Below are 19,002 nucleotides of genomic sequence, written 5' to 3' on the forward strand. Positions count from 1 at the left end.
TCGCGCGCACCGTCGTTTTTTCATCGCCACGTTTTACACTCGTCCCGACCCAACCAAAGGAAATTGCCCATGTCTGATGCCCGCCCAGCCCACAAGCGAATCTTGTTGAAGCTGTCGGGAGAGGCATTGATGGGTGACGACGCCTTCGGCATCAACCGTGCGACCATCGTGCGCATGGTGCAGGAGGTGGCCGAGGTCGTGAACATGGGTGTCGAGGTGGCGGTCGTGATCGGCGGCGGCAACATCTTCCGCGGCGTAGCGGGCGGTTCCGTCGGCATGGACCGCGCAACCGCCGACTACATGGGCATGCTGGCCACGGTCATGAACTCGCTGGCCCTGGCCGATGCGATGGACAAGCAGGGCCTCGTGGCCCGCGTGATGTCCGCCATCGCCATCGAGCAGGTGGTCGAGCCCTATGTGCGCCCCAAGGCGCTGCAGTACCTCGAAGAGGGCAAGGTCGTGGTGTTCGCGGCCGGCACAGGCAACCCGTTCTTCACCACCGACACGGCCGCCGCGCTGCGCGGTGCCGAGATCGGCGCCGAGCTGGTGCTCAAGGCGACCAAGGTCGACGGCGTCTATACCGCCGACCCCAAGACCAACCCCGACGCGACCCGCTACGCCACGCTGACCTTCGACGAGGCGATTGCGAAGAACCTCGGCATCATGGACGCCACGGCCTTCGCGCTGTGCCGCGACCAGAAGCTGCCGATCAAGGTGTTCTCGATCTTCAAGAATGGCGCGCTCAAGCGCGTCGTCATGGGCGAGGACGAAGGCACGCTGGTGCATGCCTAGGAGTATTTGAGATGACCATTGCAGACATCCGCAGTGCGACCGACGCGAAGATGAACCAGTCGATCGCCGCATTCCAGAACAACCTCACCAAGATCCGTACCGGCCGCGCCAACTCGGCGCTGCTCGACGCGATCCACGTCGAGTACTACGGCTCCCAGGTGCCACTGAGCCAGGTGGCCAACGTGTCGGTGCTCGATTCGCGCACGCTCAGCGTGCAGCCCTGGGAAAAGGGCATGGGCGCCAAGATCGAGAAGGCCATCCGCGAAAGCGACCTGGGCCTCAACCCCGCCTCGATGGGCGACCTGATCCGCGTGCCGCTGCCGGCCATGAGCGAAGAGCGCCGCAAGGAAATGACCAAGCTCGTCCGCAACGAAGGCGAGAGCGCCAAGATCGCCACGCGCAACCTGCGCCGTGATGCGAACGAAGCGGTCAAGAAGCTGGTCAAGGAAAAGCTGGCGTCGGAAGACGACCAGAAGCGCGCCGAAGCCGAGATCCAGAAGGTCACCGACCGCCATATCGCGGAAATCGACCGCCTGGTCGCGGCCAAGGAAGCGGAGATCATGGCCGTTTGAGGCCCGCCATGGCCTCGTCGGCGCCGCGCATTCCCCACCACGTTGCCATCGTCATGGACGGCAACGGCCGCTGGGCGACGCGGCGCTTTCTTCCACGCATCGCGGGGCACAAGCAGGGCGTCGAATCGCTGCGCCGCTGCGTCAAGGCCTGCGCCGAGCGCGGCGTGGGTGTGCTCACCGTGTTCGCGTTCTCGTCCGAGAACTGGAACCGTCCCGTCGAGGAGGTTTCCGGGCTGATGGAACTGATGGTCGGTGCGCTTGCTCGCGAGGTGCCCAAGCTCAGCGCCGACGGCGTGCGGCTGCATTTCGTCGGCGAGCGCGCCGGTCTGTCGCCCAAGATGGTGAACGGCCTGCTCGACGCCGAAGCCGCCACGGCGCACAACACCCGGCTCGTGCTCAACGTCTGCTTCAACTACGGCGGCCGCTGGGACATCGCACAGGCTGCAGCCAAGCTTGCAGCACAGGGCGAAGCGATCACCGAGCTCAGCCTCGATCGCGCCATGGCCCTGGCCCACGTGCCCGACCCCGACCTGTTCATCCGCACCGGCGGCGAGCAGCGTCTCTCCAACTTCCTGCTCTGGCAGAGTGCCTACGCCGAGCTTTTCTTCAGCGACAAGCTGTGGCCCGAGTTCGACGAGGCAGCGCTGGACGAGGCCATTGCCGCGTTCCAGGGCCGCGAGCGGCGTTTCGGACAGACCTCGGCGCAAGTCTCTTCCACCGCCGCGGCCTGACGGCCAGGCAGCCTCCGCATGCTCAAGCAACGCATCATCACGGCGATCGTGCTCCTCGCGATCCTGCTGCCGGCGCTGTTCTACCCAAGCTATATCCCCTTCGGCTGCGTCATGCTGGTGCTGATCGGCGCCGCCGCCTGGGAGTGGGGGCGTCTGAACGGCTATGGGCAGGGGGTGTCGCTGTTCCTCGGTGCCGAGACGGTGGTGCTGTGCGGGCTCTCCTGGTGGCTCGGGCTGCTGGAGCAACCCCTGGTCGTGATGTGGACCCTGGCGAGCGCTGCCTGGGTGCTGGGCGGCGCGGCTTTGCTGCGCGTGGCAGTGCCGGGCTGGCCCCGCATTCCGCGCGGCCTTCGACTGGTCGGTGGCCTGCTGGCGCTGTGGGTAGCTTGGCTGGCTGCGGTGCAGGCGCGCATGATCGGCATCAACTTCCTGCTGTCGATCCTCGTGCTGGTGTGGGTGGCCGACGTATTCGCCTATTTCGCCGGCCGGGCCTTCGGCCTCAAGTTCACCCGCAACAAGCTCGCTCCGGCGATCAGTCCCGGCAAGAGTTGGGAGGGCGTTTGGGGCGGCATGGTCGGCGTGGTGGTGCTGGCTTTCGCCTGGGTCTGGGCCGACAAGGCCGCGGGCGCCACGGTGGCCAGCCTGTATACCCGTCTCGCCGAGCGTGGCTGGTGGCTGCTGTTGCTGGCCGCGCTGTTCCTCGCGGCCATGAGCGTCGTGGGCGACCTCGTCGAATCTCTCATCAAGCGCAGCGCCGGCGCCAAGGACAGCAGCAGGCTGCTGCCCGGCCACGGCGGCGTCCTCGACCGCGTGGATGCCCTCTTGCCGGCGCTTCCCATTGCCATGATGCTGGCTTTCCTGTGAATTCACCCAGAAGACAACGCGTCACGGTGCTCGGCTCGACCGGTTCGGTCGGCGTGAGCACGCTCGACGTCATTTCGCGCCACCCCGAGCGCTTCGAGGTTTTCGCGCTTTCCGCGGCCACCAAGGTCGACGAGTTGCTGGCGCAGTGCGCCCAGTTCACGCCCAGGTTCGCCGTGATGGCCAGCGCGCCGCACGCCGCGCTGCTGGCCGAGAAGCTCCAGCAGAATGGCCTGAAGACGGTCGTGTTGATGGAGGGCGATGCTCTCGAAACGATAGCGTCGCACGACGAGGTCGATTCCGTGATGGCCGCCATCGTCGGTGCCGCCGGCCTGGGGCCATGCCTGGCTGCCGCGCGCGCCGGCAAGCGGCTCCTGCTGGCCAACAAGGAAGCGCTGGTCGTCGGCGGCGAACTCTTCATGCGCACCGTGCGCGAGGGTGGGGCGACGCTGCTGCCCATCGACAGCGAGCATTCCGCCATCTTCCAGTCGCTGCCCGAGGACCCGTCCACCTGGGCGCGGCGCATCGACAAGATCATCCTGACTGCCTCGGGAGGCCCGTTCCGCACCCGTGCGCCGGAAACCCTGGGCGCGGTGACGCCCGAGCAGGCCTGCGCCCATCCGAACTGGGTCATGGGCCGCAAGATTTCGGTCGATTCGGCCACGATGATGAACAAGGCGCTCGAGGTGATCGAGGCGCGTCATCTATTCGGCGTCTCGCCCGAGCAGATCGAGGTGGTCATCCATCCGCAGAGCGTGGTGCACTCGATGGTGCAGTTCACCGACGCGTCGGTCATCGCCCAGCTCGGCACGCCCGACATGCGGGTGCCGATCGCGGTGGGCCTGGCCTGGCCCGAGCGCATCGAAAGCGGCGCCGCGCGGCTCGACTTCCGGCAGATGGGCTCGCTGACCTTCGAATCGCCCGATGCGGCTCTCTTCCCCGGGCTGGGCCTTGCATGGCACGCGCTGCGCGCCGCGCCCGGTACGACGGCTGTGCTCAATGCCGCCAACGAGGTCGCAGTTGAAGCATTCCTCAACCGCCGCCTGCGTTTCGATTGCATACACGCGGTCAACATGGAAACTTTGGAAAGAGTCGCCCCCTCCAAGCCGGCATCGCTGGCCGACCTGCTGGCGATCGACGCCAGCGCCCGGGCGGCAGCCAATGCCGCGGCGCTGCGATTCGCTGCCTGACGCCTCCCTCGTAAAGCAAGGACTCCGATGCTGCTTACTGTCATAGCCTTTGTGGTTGCGCTCGGTGTCCTGATCGCGGTGCACGAATACGGCCACTATCGCGTGGCAGTGGCCTGTGGCGTCAAGGTGGAGCGCTTCTCCGTCGGCTTCGGCAAGGCGCTTTTCCGTTGGCAGCCCAGGCGCCAGCATCCGGGCCAGCAGACCGAGTTCGTCATCGGCGCATTTCCCTTCGGCGGCTACGTCAAGATGCTCGACGAGCGTGAAGGCCCCGTGGCACCCGAGGAACGCCACCGCGCCTTCAACACGCAGCCGCTGCGTTCGCGCGCGGCCATCGTGGCCGCGGGGCCGATCGCCAATCTGCTGCTGGCGGTGGCGCTCTACACGGCAGTCAACTGGATCGGCGTGCAGGAGCCGGTCGCCACATTGGCGCGGCCGGTGGCAGGCTCCCTTGCCGAGTCGGCGGGCCTGAAGGGCGGCGAGCACATCTCCCGGGCTGGGTTCGACGGCGAGCTGACGCCGGTCCAGTCCTTCGAGGACCTGCGCTGGCGCATGACGCGCGGAGCGCTCGATGGTCGCGACCTGAAGCTCGAGGTCGCGGGCGAGGGCGGTCGGCCCGCTCGCGAGCTGGTGCTCCCGCTCAGCCGCATGGAGACCAAGGACGCCGATCCGCAGATGTTCCGCAAGATCGGCGTGCTGGCGCCCCTGACGCGCCCCGAGATCGGCGAAGTCATGAAGGGCAGCGCGGCCGAAGCGGCGGGCCTGCTCGACGGCGACGTGGTGCGCGCCATCGGCGGCACGCCGATCATCGACGGGCAGCAGCTGCGCGAGGCGATCCGGGCGTCGGTCGACGGTGGCCAGCCGCGCACGCAGGCATGGCAGATCGAGCGCGGCGGCCGGGCGCTCACCATCGACGTGAAGCCCGAAGTGCGGGAAGAGGGCGGCGTCAAGGTGGGGCGCGTGGGCGCCTATGTTGGCGCGCCGCCCGAAATGGTGACCGTGCGTCAGGGCGTGGTCGACGGCATCTGGCGCGGCGTGGTGCGTACCTGGGAGGTTTCGGCGCTGACCGTGCGCATGATGGGCAAGATGGTCATCGGCGAGGCGTCGATCAAGAATCTCAGTGGTCCGCTCACCATCGCGGACTACGCGGGCAAGTCCGCAAGCCTCGGTTTCACCCAGTACCTGGTCTTCCTGGCGCTCATCAGCGTGAGCCTCGGGGTGCTCAATCTCATGCCGCTGCCGGTCCTCGATGGAGGACACCTGATGTATTATCTTTGGGAGGGCCTGACCGGCAAGAGCGTCTCTGACGCCTGGATGGAACGGCTTCAGCGCGGGGGTGTGGCCCTGCTGCTGGTCATGATGTCGGTCGCACTCTTCAACGACGTCACGCGGCTCTTTGGTTAACTTTCTGCCGGCCCTTTCCGTGCCGGCTCAATTCACAGATGAACAAAAACTTCAGTCGCTTTCGCCTGCGTAGCGTTGTTGCGGTGGTTGCCAGTGCGCTTGCGGCTTCGGCCGCCTGGGCAGTCGAACCTTTCACGGTGCGCGACATCCGCGTCGAAGGCCTGCAACGCGTCGAGGCCGGTACGGTCTTCGCGTCGCTGCCGCTTCGCGTGGGCGATACCTACAGCGACGAGCGCGGCTCCGCTGCGATTCGCGCGCTGTTCGATCTGGGGTTGTTCAAGGACGTGCGCATCGACGTGAACGGCAACGTGCTGGTGGTCATCGTGGAAGAGCGTCCGACCATCGCCGATGTCGACTTCGTCGGCACCAAGGAATTCGACAAGGCTGCGCTGCAGAAGGCGCTGCGCGAAGTGGGCCTGGCCGATGGCCGCCCCTACGACAAGGCTCTGGCCGACCGTGCGGAGCAGGAGCTCAAGCGCCAGTACGTGAGCCGCAGCCTCTACAACGCGCAGGTCGTGACCACCGTCACGCCCATCGAGCGCAACCGCGTCAACCTGACCTTCACCGTGACCGAAGGCGAGTCGGCCCGGATCCGCGAAGTGCGCGTGGTGGGCAACAAGGCCTTCAGCGAATCGACGCTACTGAGCCTGTTCGACCAGGACAGCGGCGGCTTCATGAGCTGGTACACGAAGTCGAATCAGTATTCGCGCGCCAAGCTCAACGCCGACCTCGAAACCCTGCGCTCGTACTACATCACGCGCGGCTATCTCGAGTTCCGCATCGACTCGACGCAGGTCGCGATCTCCCCGGACCGCAAGGACCTGACGGTGACGGTGAACATCACCGAAGGCGAGAAGTTCGTGGTGTCGAGCGTCAAGCTCGATGGCAACTACCTCGGCCGCGACGACGAGTTCAAGTCGCTCATCACCATCAAGCCGGGCGAGCCCTACAACGGCGAGCAGGTCACGGAGACCACCAAGGCGTTCAACGACTACTTCGGCACCTTCGGCTACGCCTTTGCGCGCGTACAGGCACGCCCCGAGATCGACCGCGTCAACAACCGCGTGGCCCTCACGCTACAGGCCGAGCCCTCGCGCCGCGTGTACGTGCGCCGCGTTTCGGTCGGCGGCAACAACAAGACCCGCGACGAGGTGATCCGTCGCGAGTTCCGCCAGTACGAGGCCTCCTGGTACGACGGGGACAAGATCAAGCTCTCGCGCGACCGCGTGGACCGCCTGGGCTTCTTCACCGAAGTGAACGTCGATACGCAGGAAGTGCCCGGCTCGCCGGACCAGGTGGACCTGACCGTCAGCGTGGTTGAGAAACCCACTGGCAGCCTGCAGCTCGGCGCGGGCTACTCCAGCGCGGAAAAGGTCGCGCTGACCTTCGGCATCTCGCAGGAGAACGTGTTCGGCTCGGGCAACTTCCTGGGCGTGCAGGTCAACACCAGCAAGTACAACCGCACGCTGTCGCTGACGGCTACCGACCCGTACTTCACGGCCGACGGCATCTCGCGTACTTTCAGCATCTACCACACCACGACGCGTCCGTACCAGACCTCGACCGACGGCGACTACAAGCTGGTGAACCAGGGCGCATCAGTGCGCTTCGGTGTGCCGTTCAGCGAGGTCGACACCGTCTTCTTCGGCGTCGGCATCGAGCGCTATGCGTTCGATCCCAACAGCTCGACCGCCTTCTCCGGCCTGTACACGCCGCCGTCGTACCTCAACTATTTCCAGTGCAAGAAGGACCCGACGGGCCTGCTGGTGACCGGCTGCGACCAGAAGAGCGTCTGGGGCATTCCGCTGAGCGTCGGCTGGGGCCGCGACAGCCGCGACAGCGCGCTGATCCCGACCACCGGCCGCCTGCAACGCGCCAACCTCGAGGTGGGTGCCGCCGGTGACATGAAGTACGTCAAGACGAACTACCAGTACCAGCAGTTCTTCGCAATCAACAAGCAGTACACCTTCTCGATCAACGGCGAGGTCGGCTACGCCAAGGCCTTCGGCAACAAGGTCTATCCGATCTTCAAGAACTTCTACGCGGGTGGCCTGGGTTCGGTGCGCGGCTTCGAGCAGAACTCGCTGGGTCCGCGTGATGCGCCGCTGTTCCTGCAGAGCGAAGGCGCGGCCATCGGGGGTACGAAGAAGGCGATCTTCAATGCGGAGCTGAGCACGCCGTTCCCCGGCGCCGGCAACGACCGCACCCTGCGTCTGTACGGCTTCTTCGACGTCGGCAACGTCTTCGGCACCCGTGCCGCCGGCGTGACCGACGAGCAATGGAAGGCCGAGAAGAAGCTGCGCGCCTCGGTCGGCCTTGGCGTCAGCTGGATCTCGCCGCTGGGCCCGCTGCGCCTTGCCTACGCCTTCCCGATCAAGTCCCAGAAGGAAGTGGGGCAACCGTTCACGGCAGGCTATATCCCGAAGGATAGAATTCAGCGCCTCCAATTCCAGATCGGAACGTCTTTCTAAATGAAGCATTTGATCCGCGCCGCGGCCGGCGCGTTGTTGATTCCCGCTTTCGCACTTGCCACGGCACCTGCCCAGGCACAGGCGCAGGAAACTTTTCGCATCGGCTTTGTGAATCCGGACCGCGTGCTGCGTGAAGCGCAGCCCGCGAAGACTGCCCAGGCAAAGCTCGAGGCGGAGTTCCTGAAGCGCGAGAAAGACCTGACCGCGCAGGGCGATGCCCTGAAGGCTGCTTCCGAGAAGTTCGAGCGCGAGGCTCCCACCCTCTCTGAAACCCAGCGCGTTGCCCGCCAGCGCGCCCTGGTCGATCAGGACCGCGACTTCCAGCGCAAGCGCCGCGAGTTCCAGGAAGACCTGAACGCGCGCAAGAACGAAGAGCTCCAGCAGGTCTACGAGCGCGCCAACCGCGTGGTGAAACAGGTGGCCGAGGCCGAGAAGTACGACGCCATCCTGCAGGAAGCGATCTACATCAATCCGAAGCACGACATCACCGACAAGGTGATCAAGGCGCTGAACGCGTCCGTCGCTTCTCCTGCGCCCGCGGCCGGCAAGTAACGCCGCGAACCGGCGTGTCACTGCAGCTCGGAGCCATTGTTGACGCCCTCGGGGGCGAGCTTCATGGCGATGCGGCGCTGTCCATCGAGCGGCTCGCGCCTCTCCAGAATGCACAGCCCGATGCGCTCAGCTTCCTGAGCCATCCCAAATACCAGCAGGAGCTGGCGGCTTCGAAGGCCGCCTGCGTGATCGTGTCGCCCGCCATGCGCGGGGCGGCAGCTGCGCGTGGCGCCTACATCGTCACGCCCGATCCGTACCTCTACTTCGCCCGTCTCACGCAGCTGTGGAAGGCGCACCATGCGCGCCCGGAGGCCGACCGCGTCCATCCTAGCGCGGTGATCCATCCTGAAGCGCTGGTCGACGCCACGGCGCGCATCGGCGCGCTGTGCGTGGTGGAGCGGGGCGCCCGCATCGGCGCTGGCACCGTGCTGAAGTCGCGCGTGACGGTCAGCGAGGATTGCGTCATCGGCGAACGGTGCCTGCTGCATCCCGGCGTGGTGATCGGTGCCGACGGCTTCGGGCTCGCCCCGCACGAGGGGCGCTGGGTCAAGATCGAGCAGCTCGGAGCCGTGCGCATCGGCAATGACGTCGAGATCGGTGCCAACACCTGCATCGACCGCGGCGCGCTGGACGACACCGTCATCGAAGACGGCGTGAAGCTCGACAACCTGATCCAGATCGGCCACAACGTCCGGGTCGGCAAGAACACGGCCATGGCGGGTTGCGTCGGCGTGGCCGGGAGCGCCATCATCGGGGCCGGCTGCACCTTCGGTGGCGGCGCCATCGTGCTGGGTCATTTGACGGTCGCCGACGGCGTGCATGTGTCGGCCGCGACCGTGGTCACCCGGTCCATCCACAAGGCCGGCCAATACACCGGCATGTTTCCCATCGATGACAATGCGAACTGGGAAAAGAATGCGGCAACGCTCAAGCAGTTGCACAGCCTGCGCGAACGACTGAAGGCGCTGGAGAAGGCTCCCTCGAAAAAATGACGACGATGCAGGAACAGAAAATCATGACGACGCTCGATATCCATCAAATCCTCAAGCTGCTGCCTCACCGCTACCCGTTCCTGCTGGTGGACCGCGTGCTGGACATGGAAAAGGGCAAGCGCATCACGGCGCTCAAGAACGTGACGATGAACGAGCCGTTCTTCAACGGCCACTTCCCGCACCGCCCGGTGATGCCGGGCGTGCTGATGCTCGAAGCGATGGCGCAGGCGGCGGCGCTGCTGTCGTTCCATTCGCTGGACATCGTGCCGGACGACAACACCGTCTACTACTTCGCTGCCATCGACGGCGCCCGCTTCAAGCGTCCGGTGGAGCCGGGCGACCAACTCACCCTCGAAGTCGAGATCGAGCGCATGAAGGCGGGCATCTCCAAGTTCAAGGGCCGGGCCCTGGTGGGCACCGAGCTCGCCTGCGAGGCGTCGCTGATGTGCGCCATGCGCCAGATCAACTGATGGCCGGCCGCAGCCAGTTGCTTCTTCACAAGGCATGACCCAGGTTCATTCGACGGCCGTCGTCGACCCCCAGGCACAGCTCGACGCCTCGGTGTCGGTCGGACCCTATACCGTGATCGGCCCGCATGTGCGCATAGGCGCGGGCACCACCATCGGCGCGCACTGCGTGATCGAGGGCCGCACCACCATCGGGCGCGACAACAGGATCTTCCAGTTTTCGTCCCTCGGCGCCGTTCCGCAGGACAAGAAATACGCCGGCGAGCCTACCGAGCTCGTCATCGGCGACCGCAACGTGATCCGCGAGTTCTGCACCTTCAACCTCGGCGTGCCGGGGGCAGGGGGCGTCACGCGTGTCGGCAACGACAACTGGATCATGGCGTACACGCACATCGCCCACGACTGCCGTGTCGACGACCACACCACGCTCGCCAACAACACCACGCTGGCCGGCCATGTGCACCTGGCCGACTGGGTGACGGTCGGCGGGCTCACGGGCATCCACCAGTTCGTCTCCATCGGAGCCCATGCCATGCTCGGCTTCGCGAGCGCGGTCACGCAGGACGTGCCGCCTTTCATGCTGGTCGACGGCAATCCGCTGGCGGTGCGCGGCTTCAACATCGTCGGCCTGCGCCGGCGCGATTTCTCCGCGCAGCGGCTCGCAGCGGTGAAGCAGATGCATCGCCTGCTGTACCGCCAGGGCAAGACGCTCGACGAGGCGCGCGCAGGCATCGCCGCGCTGGCCACCGAAATGCCCGAGGCGGCCGGCGACGTCGCGCTGATGGAATCCTTCCTGGCCAATTCGACGCGCGGCATCGCGCGCTGAAGTGACGGCCATGCAGAACGACGGACAGCGACGCTTCGCGCTGGTCGCAGGCGAAGCGTCCGGCGACCTGCTCGCCGGCCTGCTGCTCGACGGCCTGCTGGCGCGCTGGCCCGATCTCCAGACCGTCGGCATCGGCGGGCCCCGCATGCTGGCCCACGGCTTCCAGAGCTGGTGGCCGCAGGAAAAGCTCGCGGTGCGTGGCTACATCGAGGTGCTGCGGCACTACGCCGAAATTGCCGGCATCCGCCGCCAGCTCAAGGCGCGGCTGCTGCAGGAGCGGCCCCAGCTCTTCATCGGCGTCGACGCACCCGATTTCAACCTCGACCTCGAAGCCGGCCTGCGCAGCCAGGGCATGAAGACGGTGCATTTCGTCTGCCCGTCGATCTGGGCCTGGCGGCCGGAGCGTATCGAGAAGATCCGGGCAGCCGCCGACCACGTGCTGTGCATCTTCCCGTTCGAACCCGCCTTGCTGGCGGAGAAGGGCGTGGCCGCGAGCTATGTGGGCCATCCCGTCGCGAACGTGATCCCGATGGTGCCCGACCAGGCTGGTGCACGCGCCGCGCTGGGCCTGGCGCCCGATGCGCCTGTCGTCGCGCTGCTGCCGGGCAGCCGCCGTTCCGAGATCCGCTACCTGGCCGCCCGTTTCTTCGCCGCCGCGGCGCTGATGCACAAGGCGCGGCCGGAACTGCAGTTCGTGGCGCCCATCATTCCGGGCCTTCGCGCCGAAGTCGAAGCCTTGCTGCAGGCCAGCGGCATGGCCGGGCGCGTCAGGCTGCTCGACGGCCAGTCGCATGCGGTGCTGGCCGCCTGCGACGCCACGCTGATCGCCAGCGGCACCGCCACGCTCGAGGCGGCCCTGTTCAAGCGGCCGATGGTCATCGCCTACAACATGAACGCGCTTTCGTGGCGCCTCATGCGGCGCAAGCAGCTGCAGCCCTGGGTGGGATTGCCCAACATCCTGTGCCGCGATTTCGTGGTGCCCGAGCTGCTGCAGGAGGCGGCCACCCCCGAGGCGCTGGCCCGGGCCACGCTCGACTGGCTGGACGCGCCTGAAAAGACCCGGGCGCTGCAACAAAGATTTTCAGAGCTGCATGTGCAATTGCAGCGCGATACGCCCACACTCTGCGCCGATGCGATCCAGAAAGTTCTTGAAGGCTGAGCAGGCCCCGCTGGTGTGGGACGCACCCGGCCTGATCGCGGGCGTCGACGAGGCGGGCCGTGGGCCCCTGGCCGGGCCCGTGGTGGCTGCAGCCGTGATCCTCGACGACATGCGGCCCATCCGCGGTCTCGCGGACTCCAAGACGCTGACCGCGCTGCAGCGCGAACGCCTGCACGACCAGATCCTCGCCAAGGCGCTGTGCTGCTCCATCGCGCAGGCTACCGTCGAGGAAATCGACACCCACAACATCCTGCAGGCGACCATGCTGGCGATGCGCCGGGCCGTCGAGGGGCTGCGGCTCAAGCCGGTGAAGGTGCTGGTCGACGGCAACCGCCTGCCCACGCTCGACGTGCTCGCCGAGGCCATCGTGAAGGGCGACGCCCGGGTCAAGGCGATTTCCGCCGCGTCGATCCTGGCGAAGGTGCACCGCGACCGGCTGTGCGAGCAACTGCACGTCGAATTCCCGCACTACGGCTTTGCGGGCCACAAGGGCTACGGCACGCCGGAGCATCTGGAGGCGCTGCAGCGCCACGGTGCCTGCGTGCATCACCGGAAGTCCTTCAGCCCGGTGGCGGCGGCGCTCCTCCGCACCGGCGGCGTCCTGAACGTGATGCTTCCGGCCGAATCCGATGGGCAGCCGGCGATGGGCATCGGTGCCATCGAGGTCGCGCGGTCCGAGCTTCGCGCTGCTCCCTGAACCCGGCCCGATGACTTCCGATACCGGCGCCAGCCACATCAGCTCGCGCGACAACCCCCTGCTCAAGGACTTGCGCAAGCTTGCCCAGGATCCGGGCGCCTATCGCAAGCTGGGCCGCATCTGGCTCGAGGGCGACCATCTGTGCCGGGCGGCGCTGGCGCGGAGCGTGAAGCCCTCCATTGCCGTGTTCTCGGAGTCGTTCTGGCCGAAAGCGCCGGCGGAGTGGTCGATCGGTGCTATCAAAACCGTAGTTGTCGCGGACAGCCTGCTGCGCGACGTCAGCGGCCTCGAGTCGCCAGCGCCGATGGGCTTCGTGCTCGACGTACCGGCCCGCCCCGAATTGCTGCCCGATGCCCCGAGCGTCGTGCTCGACCGTCTGCAGGACGCCGGCAATGCCGGCTCCATCCTGCGCAGCGCCGCCGCATTCGGCTTCGCGCAGGTGATCGCGCTCAAGGGCACGGCCGCGCTGTGGGCGCCCAAGGTGCTGCGCGCCGGCATGGGGGCGCATTTCGGCCTGCGGCTGATCGAAGGTGTGGACGCAGATGTGCTCGACAGCCTGAGAGTGCCCCTGGTGGCGACCAGCTCGCACCGCGGCGACTGGCTGCACAAGGCCGATCTGCCGCATCCCTGCGCCTGGCTTATGGGGCACGAGGGGCAGGGCGTTTCGGCGGCGCTGGAAGCCCGGGCCTCGCACCATATCCGCATCGCGCAGCCGGGCGGAGAGGAGTCGCTGAACGTGGCCGCGGCCGCGGCGATCTGCCTGCATGCGAGCGGAGCAGCCCTGCTGGCCGAATAACACACCCAGTCCGGGCTACAATCGGGGGCTTACTCGCAAATCAGCGTCGCCCGGCCGCCTACAACGCCATCTTCCCCTTAAGCAGCAGTCCCCAGGCTATACGCCTGAGGCTCCGGGCGACCGTAACCATCCGGAGAACCCAGTGCTTTTGTCTCTCAAGGGAAGTTTCCCGCCCGCCATCCTGGCGCTCGCAGACGGCACGGTCTTTCTCGGCAACTCGATCGGAGCCACCGGCTCCACGACCGGTGAAGTGGTGTTCAACACCGCCATGACCGGTTATCAGGAAATCCTCACCGACCCGAGCTACTGCCAGCAGATCGTGACGCTCACGTATCCGCACATCGGCAACTACGGCGTCAACGGCGAGGACATCGAAGCCGACAAGATCCATGCCGCGGGCCTGATCATCAAGGACCTGCCCCTCGTCGCCTCCAACTTCCGCAAGACCGCCACGCTGACCGAGTACCTCGTGTCCGGCAACACCGTGGCCATCGCGAACATCGACACCCGCAAGCTCACCCGCCACCTGCGCACCAACGGCGCCCAGAACGGCTGCATCCTGGGCCTGGCCGCGGGCGAGACCGTGACGCAGGCGCTGATCGACAAGGCCATCGCCTCCGCCAAGGCCGCGCCGAGCATGGCGGGCCTCGACCTCGCCAAGGTGGTGTCGGTCAAGCAGACCTACGAATGGACCGAGACCGAGTGGAAGCTGGGCTCGGGCTATGGCGTGCAGATCACGCCGAAGTTCCACGTCGTGGCCTTCGACTACGGCGTCAAGAAGAACATCCTGCGCATGATCGCCCAGCGTGGCGCGCGCATCACCGTGGTGCCGGCGCAGACGCCCGCGGCCGACGTGCTCAAGTTGAAGCCGGACGGCATCTTCCTGGCCAACGGCCCTGGCGATCCGGAGCCCTGCGACTACGCCATCAGCGCCGTCAAGGAGCTGATCGAGACCGGCATTCCCACCTTCGGCATCTGCCTGGGCCACCAGATCATGGCGCTGGCCTCCGGCGCCAAGACCTTCAAGATGAAGTTCGGCCACCACGGCGCGAACCATCCTGTGAAGGACCTCGACAACGGCCGCGTGAGCATCACCAGCCAGAACCACGGCTTCGCGGTCGACGAGAAGTCGCTGCCGGCCAACCTGCGTCCGACCCACATCAGCCTGTTCGACAACACGCTGCAGGGCCTGGCTCGCACCGACAAGCCCGCGTTCTGCTTCCAGGGCCACCCCGAAGCCTCGCCTGGCCCGCACGACATCGGCTACCTGTTCGATCGCTTCACGGCACTCATGGAAAAGAACAAGACGGAAAAGACGGAGAAAGAGAATGCCTAAGCGCACAGACCTCAAATCGATCCTCATCATCGGCGCCGGCCCGATCATCATCGGCCAGGCCTGCGAGTTCGACTACTCCGGCGTGCAGGCCTGCAAGGCGCTGCGCGAAGAGGGCTACAAGGTCATCCTGATCAACAGCAACCCCGCTACGATCATGACCGACCCGGCCACGGCCGACGTCACCTACATCGAGCCCATCACCTGGCAGACGGTCGAGAAGATCATCGCCAAGGAGCGCCCCGACGCGATCCTGCCGACCATGGGCGGCCAGACAGCGCTGAACTGCGCGCTCGACCTGTGGCGCAACGGCGTGCTCGACAAGTACACGGGCGCTGCCACCAACAGGCCCGTCGAGCTGATCGGCGCCACGCCCGAGGCCATCGACAAGGCCGAAGACCGCCTGAAGTTCAAGGACGCGATGACCAAGATCGGGCTGGGCTCGGCCCGTTCCGGCATCGCGCACTCGATGGAAGAGGCCTGGGCGGTGCAGAAGCATGTCGGCTTCCCGACCGTGATCCGCCCCAGCTTCACGCTCGGCGGCACCGGCGGCGGCATCGCCTACAACCCGGAAGAGTTCGAGACCATCTGCAAGCGCGGCATCGAAGCCTCGCCGACCAACGAGCTGCTGATCGAAGAGTCGCTGCTCGGCTGGAAGGAGTACGAGATGGAAGTCGTGCGCGACAAGGCCGACAACTGCATCATCGTCTGCTCCATCGAGAACCTCGACCCGATGGGCGTGCACACCGGCGACTCGATCACCGTGGCGCCCGCGCAGACGCTGTCCGACAAGGAATACCAGATCCTGCGCAACGCCTCGCTGGCCGTGCTGCGCGAGATCGGCGTGGACACCGGCGGCTCGAACGTGCAGTTCTCCATCAACCCGAAGGACGGCCGCATGGTCGTCATCGAGATGAATCCGCGCGTGTCTCGTTCGTCGGCGCTGGCCTCCAAGGCCACGGGCTTCCCGATCGCCAAGGTCGCGGCCAAGCTGGCCGTCGGCTACACGCTCGACGAGCTGCGCAACGAGATCACCGGCGGTGCCACGCCGGCGTCGTTCGAGCCCTCGATCGACTACGTGGTCACCAAGATCCCGCGTTTCGCCTTCGAGAAGTTCCCGCAGGCCGATTCGCGCCTGACGACGCAGATGAAGTCGGTGGGCGAGGTGATGGCCATGGGCCGCACTTTCCAGGAATCGTTCCAGAAGGCGCTGCGCGGCCTCGAAGTCGGCGTCGACGGCATGAACGAGAAGACGCAGGACCGCGAAGTGCTCGAGAAGGAACTGGGCGAGCCCGGCCCCGAGCGCATCTGGTACGTGGGCGATGCCTTCGCCCAGGGCATGAGCGTCGATGAAGTGTTCGCGCTCACGAAGATCGACCCGTGGTTCCTGGTGCAGATCGAGGAGATCGTGAAGATCGAGCTCGAGTTGGAAACCAAGTCGCTCGACGACATCGACGCCGCCACGCTGCGCCTGCTGAAGCAGAAGGGCTTCTCCGACCGCCGCCTGGCCAAGCAGCTGCGCACCACCGACACCGCCATCCGCGAGAAGCGCCGCGCCTTGGGCGTGCGCCCGGTCTACAAGCGCGTGGACACCTGCGCGGCCGAGTTCGCCACCAACACGGCCTACATGTACTCGACCTACGAGGACGAGTGCGAGGCCGACCCGAGCGACAAGAAGAAGATCATGGTGCTCGGCGGCGGTCCCAACCGCATCGGCCAGGGCATCGAGTTCGACTACTGCTGCGTGCACGCCGCGCTCGCCATGCGCGAGGACGGCTACGAGACCATCATGGTCAACTGCAACCCCGAGACCGTGTCGACCGATTACGACACCTCGGACCGCCTGTACTTCGAGCCGCTGACGCTGGAAGACGTGCTCGAGATCGTCGACAAGGAAAAGCCGCTGGGCGTGATCGTGCAGTACGGCGGCCAGACGCCGCTGAAGCTCGCGCTCGACCTGGAGGCCAACGGCGTGCCGATCATCGGCACCTCGCCCGACATGATCGACGCTGCCGAAGACCGCGAGCGCTTCCAGAAGCTGCTGCACGAGCTCAAGCTGCTGCAGCCGCCGAACGCCACCGCGCGCACCGAAGCCGAGGCGCTCGAGAAGGCCTCCGAACTGGGCTATCCGCTGGTGGTGCGCCCGAGCTACGTGCTGGGCGGCCGCGCGATGGAAATCGTGCACGAGCAGCGTGACCTCGAGCGCTACATGCGCGAAGCGGTCAAGGTGAGCAACGATTCGCCGGTGCTGCTCGACCGCTTCCTGAACGACGCCGTGGAATGCGACGTGGACTGCCTGCGCGACGCCGAGGGCCAGACTCTCATCGGCGGCGTGATGGAGCACATCGAACAGGCCGGCGTGCACTCGGGCGACTCCGCCTGCTCGCTGCCGCCCTACAGTCTGAGCGCCGAGACGGTGGCCGAACTCAAGCGCCAGAGCGCCGCCATGGCGGCCGCGCTGAACGTGGTCGGGCTGATGAACGTGCAGTTCGCCATCCAGCAGAAGGACGGCAAGGACGTCATCTACGTGCTCGAAGTGAACCCGCGCGCCTCGCGCACCGTGCCCTACGTGAGCAAGGCCACCGGCATCCAGCTCGCCAAGGTGGCGGCCCGCTGCATGGCCGGCCAGTCGCTGAAGTCGCAGGGCATCACGAAGGAAGTGACGCCGCCGTACTTCAGCGTGAAGGAAGCCGTGTTCCCGTTCGTCAAGTTCCCGGGCGTGGACACGATCCTCGGCCCTGAGATGAAGTCGACCGGCGAAGTCATGGGCGTGGGCAAGACCTTCGGCGAAGCCTTCGTGAAGTCGCAGCTGGGTGCCGGTACGCACCTGCCGAAGTCGGGCAAGGTCTTCATCTCGGTGAAGAACAACGACAAGGCGCGCGCGGTCGAAGTGGCTCGCGGCCTGGCCAAGCTGGGCTTCGAGCTGATCGCGACCAAGGGCACGGCCGCCGCCATCAACGCTGCCGGCGTCGAGTGCGCGACGGTGAACAAGGTGACGGAAGGCCGCCCGCACATCGTGGACATGATCAAGAACAACGAGATTGCCCTGGTCATCAACACGGTCGAAGAGCGCCGCAACGCGATCACCGACTCGCGCCAGATCCGCACCTCGGCGCTGCAGGCGCGCGTGACGACCTTCACCACGATCTTCGGCGCCGAAGCCGCGGTCGAGGGCATGGGCTTCATGGACGAGCTCGGCGTGATCTCGGTGCAGGAAATGCACGCGCAACTGGCCGCGGCCTGAGCGTCATCGCGATCATGGAAACGCAGCTCGTCGAACTCGGCCTGACCGACTGGAACGCGGCCACGCCCAACGAGGCGTGGATCGCGGAGCTGGAGGCGGGCAAGGTGCTGTACTTTCCGCGCCTGGGTTTCGAGCTGCTGCCCGAAGAGCGCAGCCTGCTCACGCCCAGCCTGCTGTCGCCCGATGTGCGCAACATCAGCCTCAACGCCAACGGCAAGCTCAAGGGCGCCGTGGGCGACGAGACGGTACAGCGGACGGCTGCCGCGATGGTGGGGCGCTTCAGGGCGCAGGCCACGCAGCTCATCCACGGGCTGCTGCCGCACTACGCGCCGGCGCTGCGGCTGGCGCCGACCAGCTACCGTCCTGCGCAGGTCGAGACGCGGGTGCAGTCGTGGCGCGCCGACGACCGGCGCCTGCATGTCGATGCATTCCCGTCGCGGCCGAACTACGGCGAGCGCATCCTGCGCGTCTTCACCAACGTGAATCCCGACGGCGCGCCGCGCGTGTGGCGCGTGGGCGAACCCTTCGAGGACATCGCGAAGCGCTTCCTGCCGCGCGCCAAGCCTTACTCGCGCTGGCAGGCCAAGCTGCTGCAGGCGCTGCATGTGACCAAGTCGTTCCGCAGCGAGTACGACCACCTCATGCTGCAGTTGCACGACGGCATGAAGTCGGACATGGCCTATCAGGAGAACTCGCCGCAGGAAACCGCGAAGTTCCCGCCGGGTTCGGTGTGGGTCTGCTTCTCCGACCAGACTTCGCACGCCGTGATGGCGGGCCAGTACATGCTGGAGCAGACCCTCCACCTGGACGCTTCCAAGCAATACAATCCCGCTTCGAGCCCGCTCGCCATCCTGAGCCGGCTGACAGGACGGACGCTCGTCTGAGCGCAGTCCCCCATCGACCGCCGAACGGCAGCGT

At 66.5% G+C, this 19,002-nt stretch carries 17 protein-coding genes; all 17 read left to right on the top strand.

All coding sequences use genetic code 11. The features are described from left to right. Positions 1-69 precede the first annotated feature (69 nt). The 17 genes from pyrH to ACAM57_RS14700 all read left to right on the top strand — a co-directional run bounded on the left by pyrH (position 70) and on the right by ACAM57_RS14700 (position 18,968). Positions 70-792 (top strand): UMP kinase, encoded by a 723-nt coding sequence (gene pyrH / locus ACAM57_RS14620; protein ID WP_093202350.1) that lies wholly within the window; start codon positions 70-72, stop codon positions 790-792. Positions 793-803: 11 nt separating this feature from the next. After that, positions 804-1,364 carry a ribosome recycling factor gene (gene frr, locus ACAM57_RS14625; RefSeq protein WP_126024017.1) on the top strand — a complete coding sequence of 187 codons (561 nt, stop codon included), beginning with the start codon at positions 804-806 and terminating at the stop codon, positions 1,362-1,364. A gap of 8 nt (positions 1,365-1,372) precedes the next feature. Then, positions 1,373-2,095 carry a polyprenyl diphosphate synthase gene (gene uppS, locus ACAM57_RS14630; protein ID WP_126024019.1) on the top strand — a complete coding sequence of 241 codons (723 nt, stop codon included), beginning with the start codon at positions 1,373-1,375 and terminating at the stop codon, positions 2,093-2,095. Between the two features lie 18 nt (positions 2,096-2,113). After that, positions 2,114-2,959, top strand: coding sequence for a phosphatidate cytidylyltransferase (locus ACAM57_RS14635; protein ID WP_126024020.1), 846 nt, complete (start codon positions 2,114-2,116; stop codon positions 2,957-2,959). Further along, positions 2,956-4,146, top strand: a complete 1,191-nt coding sequence (gene ispC, locus ACAM57_RS14640) for a 1-deoxy-D-xylulose-5-phosphate reductoisomerase (protein ID WP_184637569.1) — start codon at positions 2,956-2,958, stop codon at positions 4,144-4,146. The genes ACAM57_RS14635 and ispC overlap by 4 nt, the downstream gene beginning before the upstream one ends. Positions 4,147-4,173: 27 nt before the next feature. Beyond that, positions 4,174-5,547, top strand: coding sequence for an RIP metalloprotease RseP (rseP, locus tag ACAM57_RS14645; RefSeq protein WP_369662172.1), 1,374 nt, complete (start codon positions 4,174-4,176; stop codon positions 5,545-5,547). Positions 5,548-5,585: 38 nt separating this feature from the next. Next, a complete protein-coding gene (bamA, locus tag ACAM57_RS14650; protein ID WP_126024025.1) occupies positions 5,586-8,018 on the top strand; it encodes an outer membrane protein assembly factor BamA in 2,433 nt (810 codons plus the stop codon). After that, on the top strand, positions 8,019-8,570 hold the full coding sequence (locus ACAM57_RS14655) for an OmpH family outer membrane protein (RefSeq protein ID WP_126024027.1): 552 nt from the start codon (positions 8,019-8,021) through the stop codon (positions 8,568-8,570). 14 nt (positions 8,571-8,584) lie between these two features. Then, positions 8,585-9,562 (top strand): UDP-3-O-(3-hydroxymyristoyl)glucosamine N-acyltransferase, encoded by a 978-nt coding sequence (gene lpxD, locus ACAM57_RS14660; RefSeq protein ID WP_369662173.1) that lies wholly within the window; start codon positions 8,585-8,587, stop codon positions 9,560-9,562. Then, positions 9,559-10,032: a 3-hydroxyacyl-ACP dehydratase FabZ gene (fabZ, locus tag ACAM57_RS14665; RefSeq protein WP_184637576.1), complete on the top strand. Its 474-nt coding sequence runs from the start codon at positions 9,559-9,561 to the stop codon at positions 10,030-10,032. The genes lpxD and fabZ overlap by 4 nt, the downstream gene beginning before the upstream one ends. 34 nt (positions 10,033-10,066) lie before the next feature. Next, the gene (gene lpxA, locus ACAM57_RS14670) at positions 10,067-10,855 is read left to right on the top strand and encodes an acyl-ACP--UDP-N-acetylglucosamine O-acyltransferase (RefSeq protein WP_184637578.1); all 789 of its coding nucleotides are present in this window, start codon (positions 10,067-10,069) and stop codon (positions 10,853-10,855) included. Between the two features lie 10 nt (positions 10,856-10,865). Next, on the top strand, positions 10,866-12,014 hold the full coding sequence (lpxB, locus tag ACAM57_RS14675) for a lipid-A-disaccharide synthase (RefSeq protein ID WP_126024032.1): 1,149 nt from the start codon (positions 10,866-10,868) through the stop codon (positions 12,012-12,014). Then, positions 11,986-12,711, top strand: a complete 726-nt coding sequence (gene rnhB, locus ACAM57_RS14680; RefSeq protein WP_260319257.1) for a ribonuclease HII — start codon at positions 11,986-11,988, stop codon at positions 12,709-12,711. The genes lpxB and rnhB overlap by 29 nt, the downstream gene beginning before the upstream one ends. Before the next feature lie 10 nt (positions 12,712-12,721). Next, complete coding sequence (locus tag ACAM57_RS14685; RefSeq protein ID WP_369662174.1) at positions 12,722-13,507, top strand: TrmH family RNA methyltransferase; 786 nt, start codon at positions 12,722-12,724, stop codon at positions 13,505-13,507. Between the two features lie 142 nt (positions 13,508-13,649). After that, positions 13,650-14,843: a glutamine-hydrolyzing carbamoyl-phosphate synthase small subunit gene (gene carA / locus ACAM57_RS14690; RefSeq protein WP_184637582.1), complete on the top strand. Its 1,194-nt coding sequence runs from the start codon at positions 13,650-13,652 to the stop codon at positions 14,841-14,843. Then, positions 14,836-18,084, top strand: a complete 3,249-nt coding sequence (gene carB / locus ACAM57_RS14695) for a carbamoyl-phosphate synthase large subunit (RefSeq protein WP_369662175.1) — start codon at positions 14,836-14,838, stop codon at positions 18,082-18,084. Before carA ends, carB begins: the two co-directional genes overlap by 8 nt. Before the next feature lie 14 nt (positions 18,085-18,098). Beyond that, positions 18,099-18,968: a Kdo hydroxylase family protein gene (locus tag ACAM57_RS14700; protein ID WP_369662176.1), complete on the top strand. Its 870-nt coding sequence runs from the start codon at positions 18,099-18,101 to the stop codon at positions 18,966-18,968. Positions 18,969-19,002 lie beyond the last annotated feature (34 nt).

It is taken from the genome of Variovorax sp. V15, assembly GCF_041154425.1.
In the GTDB taxonomy this organism is placed as follows: Bacteria; Pseudomonadota; Gammaproteobacteria; order Burkholderiales; family Burkholderiaceae_C; genus Variovorax; species Variovorax guangxiensis.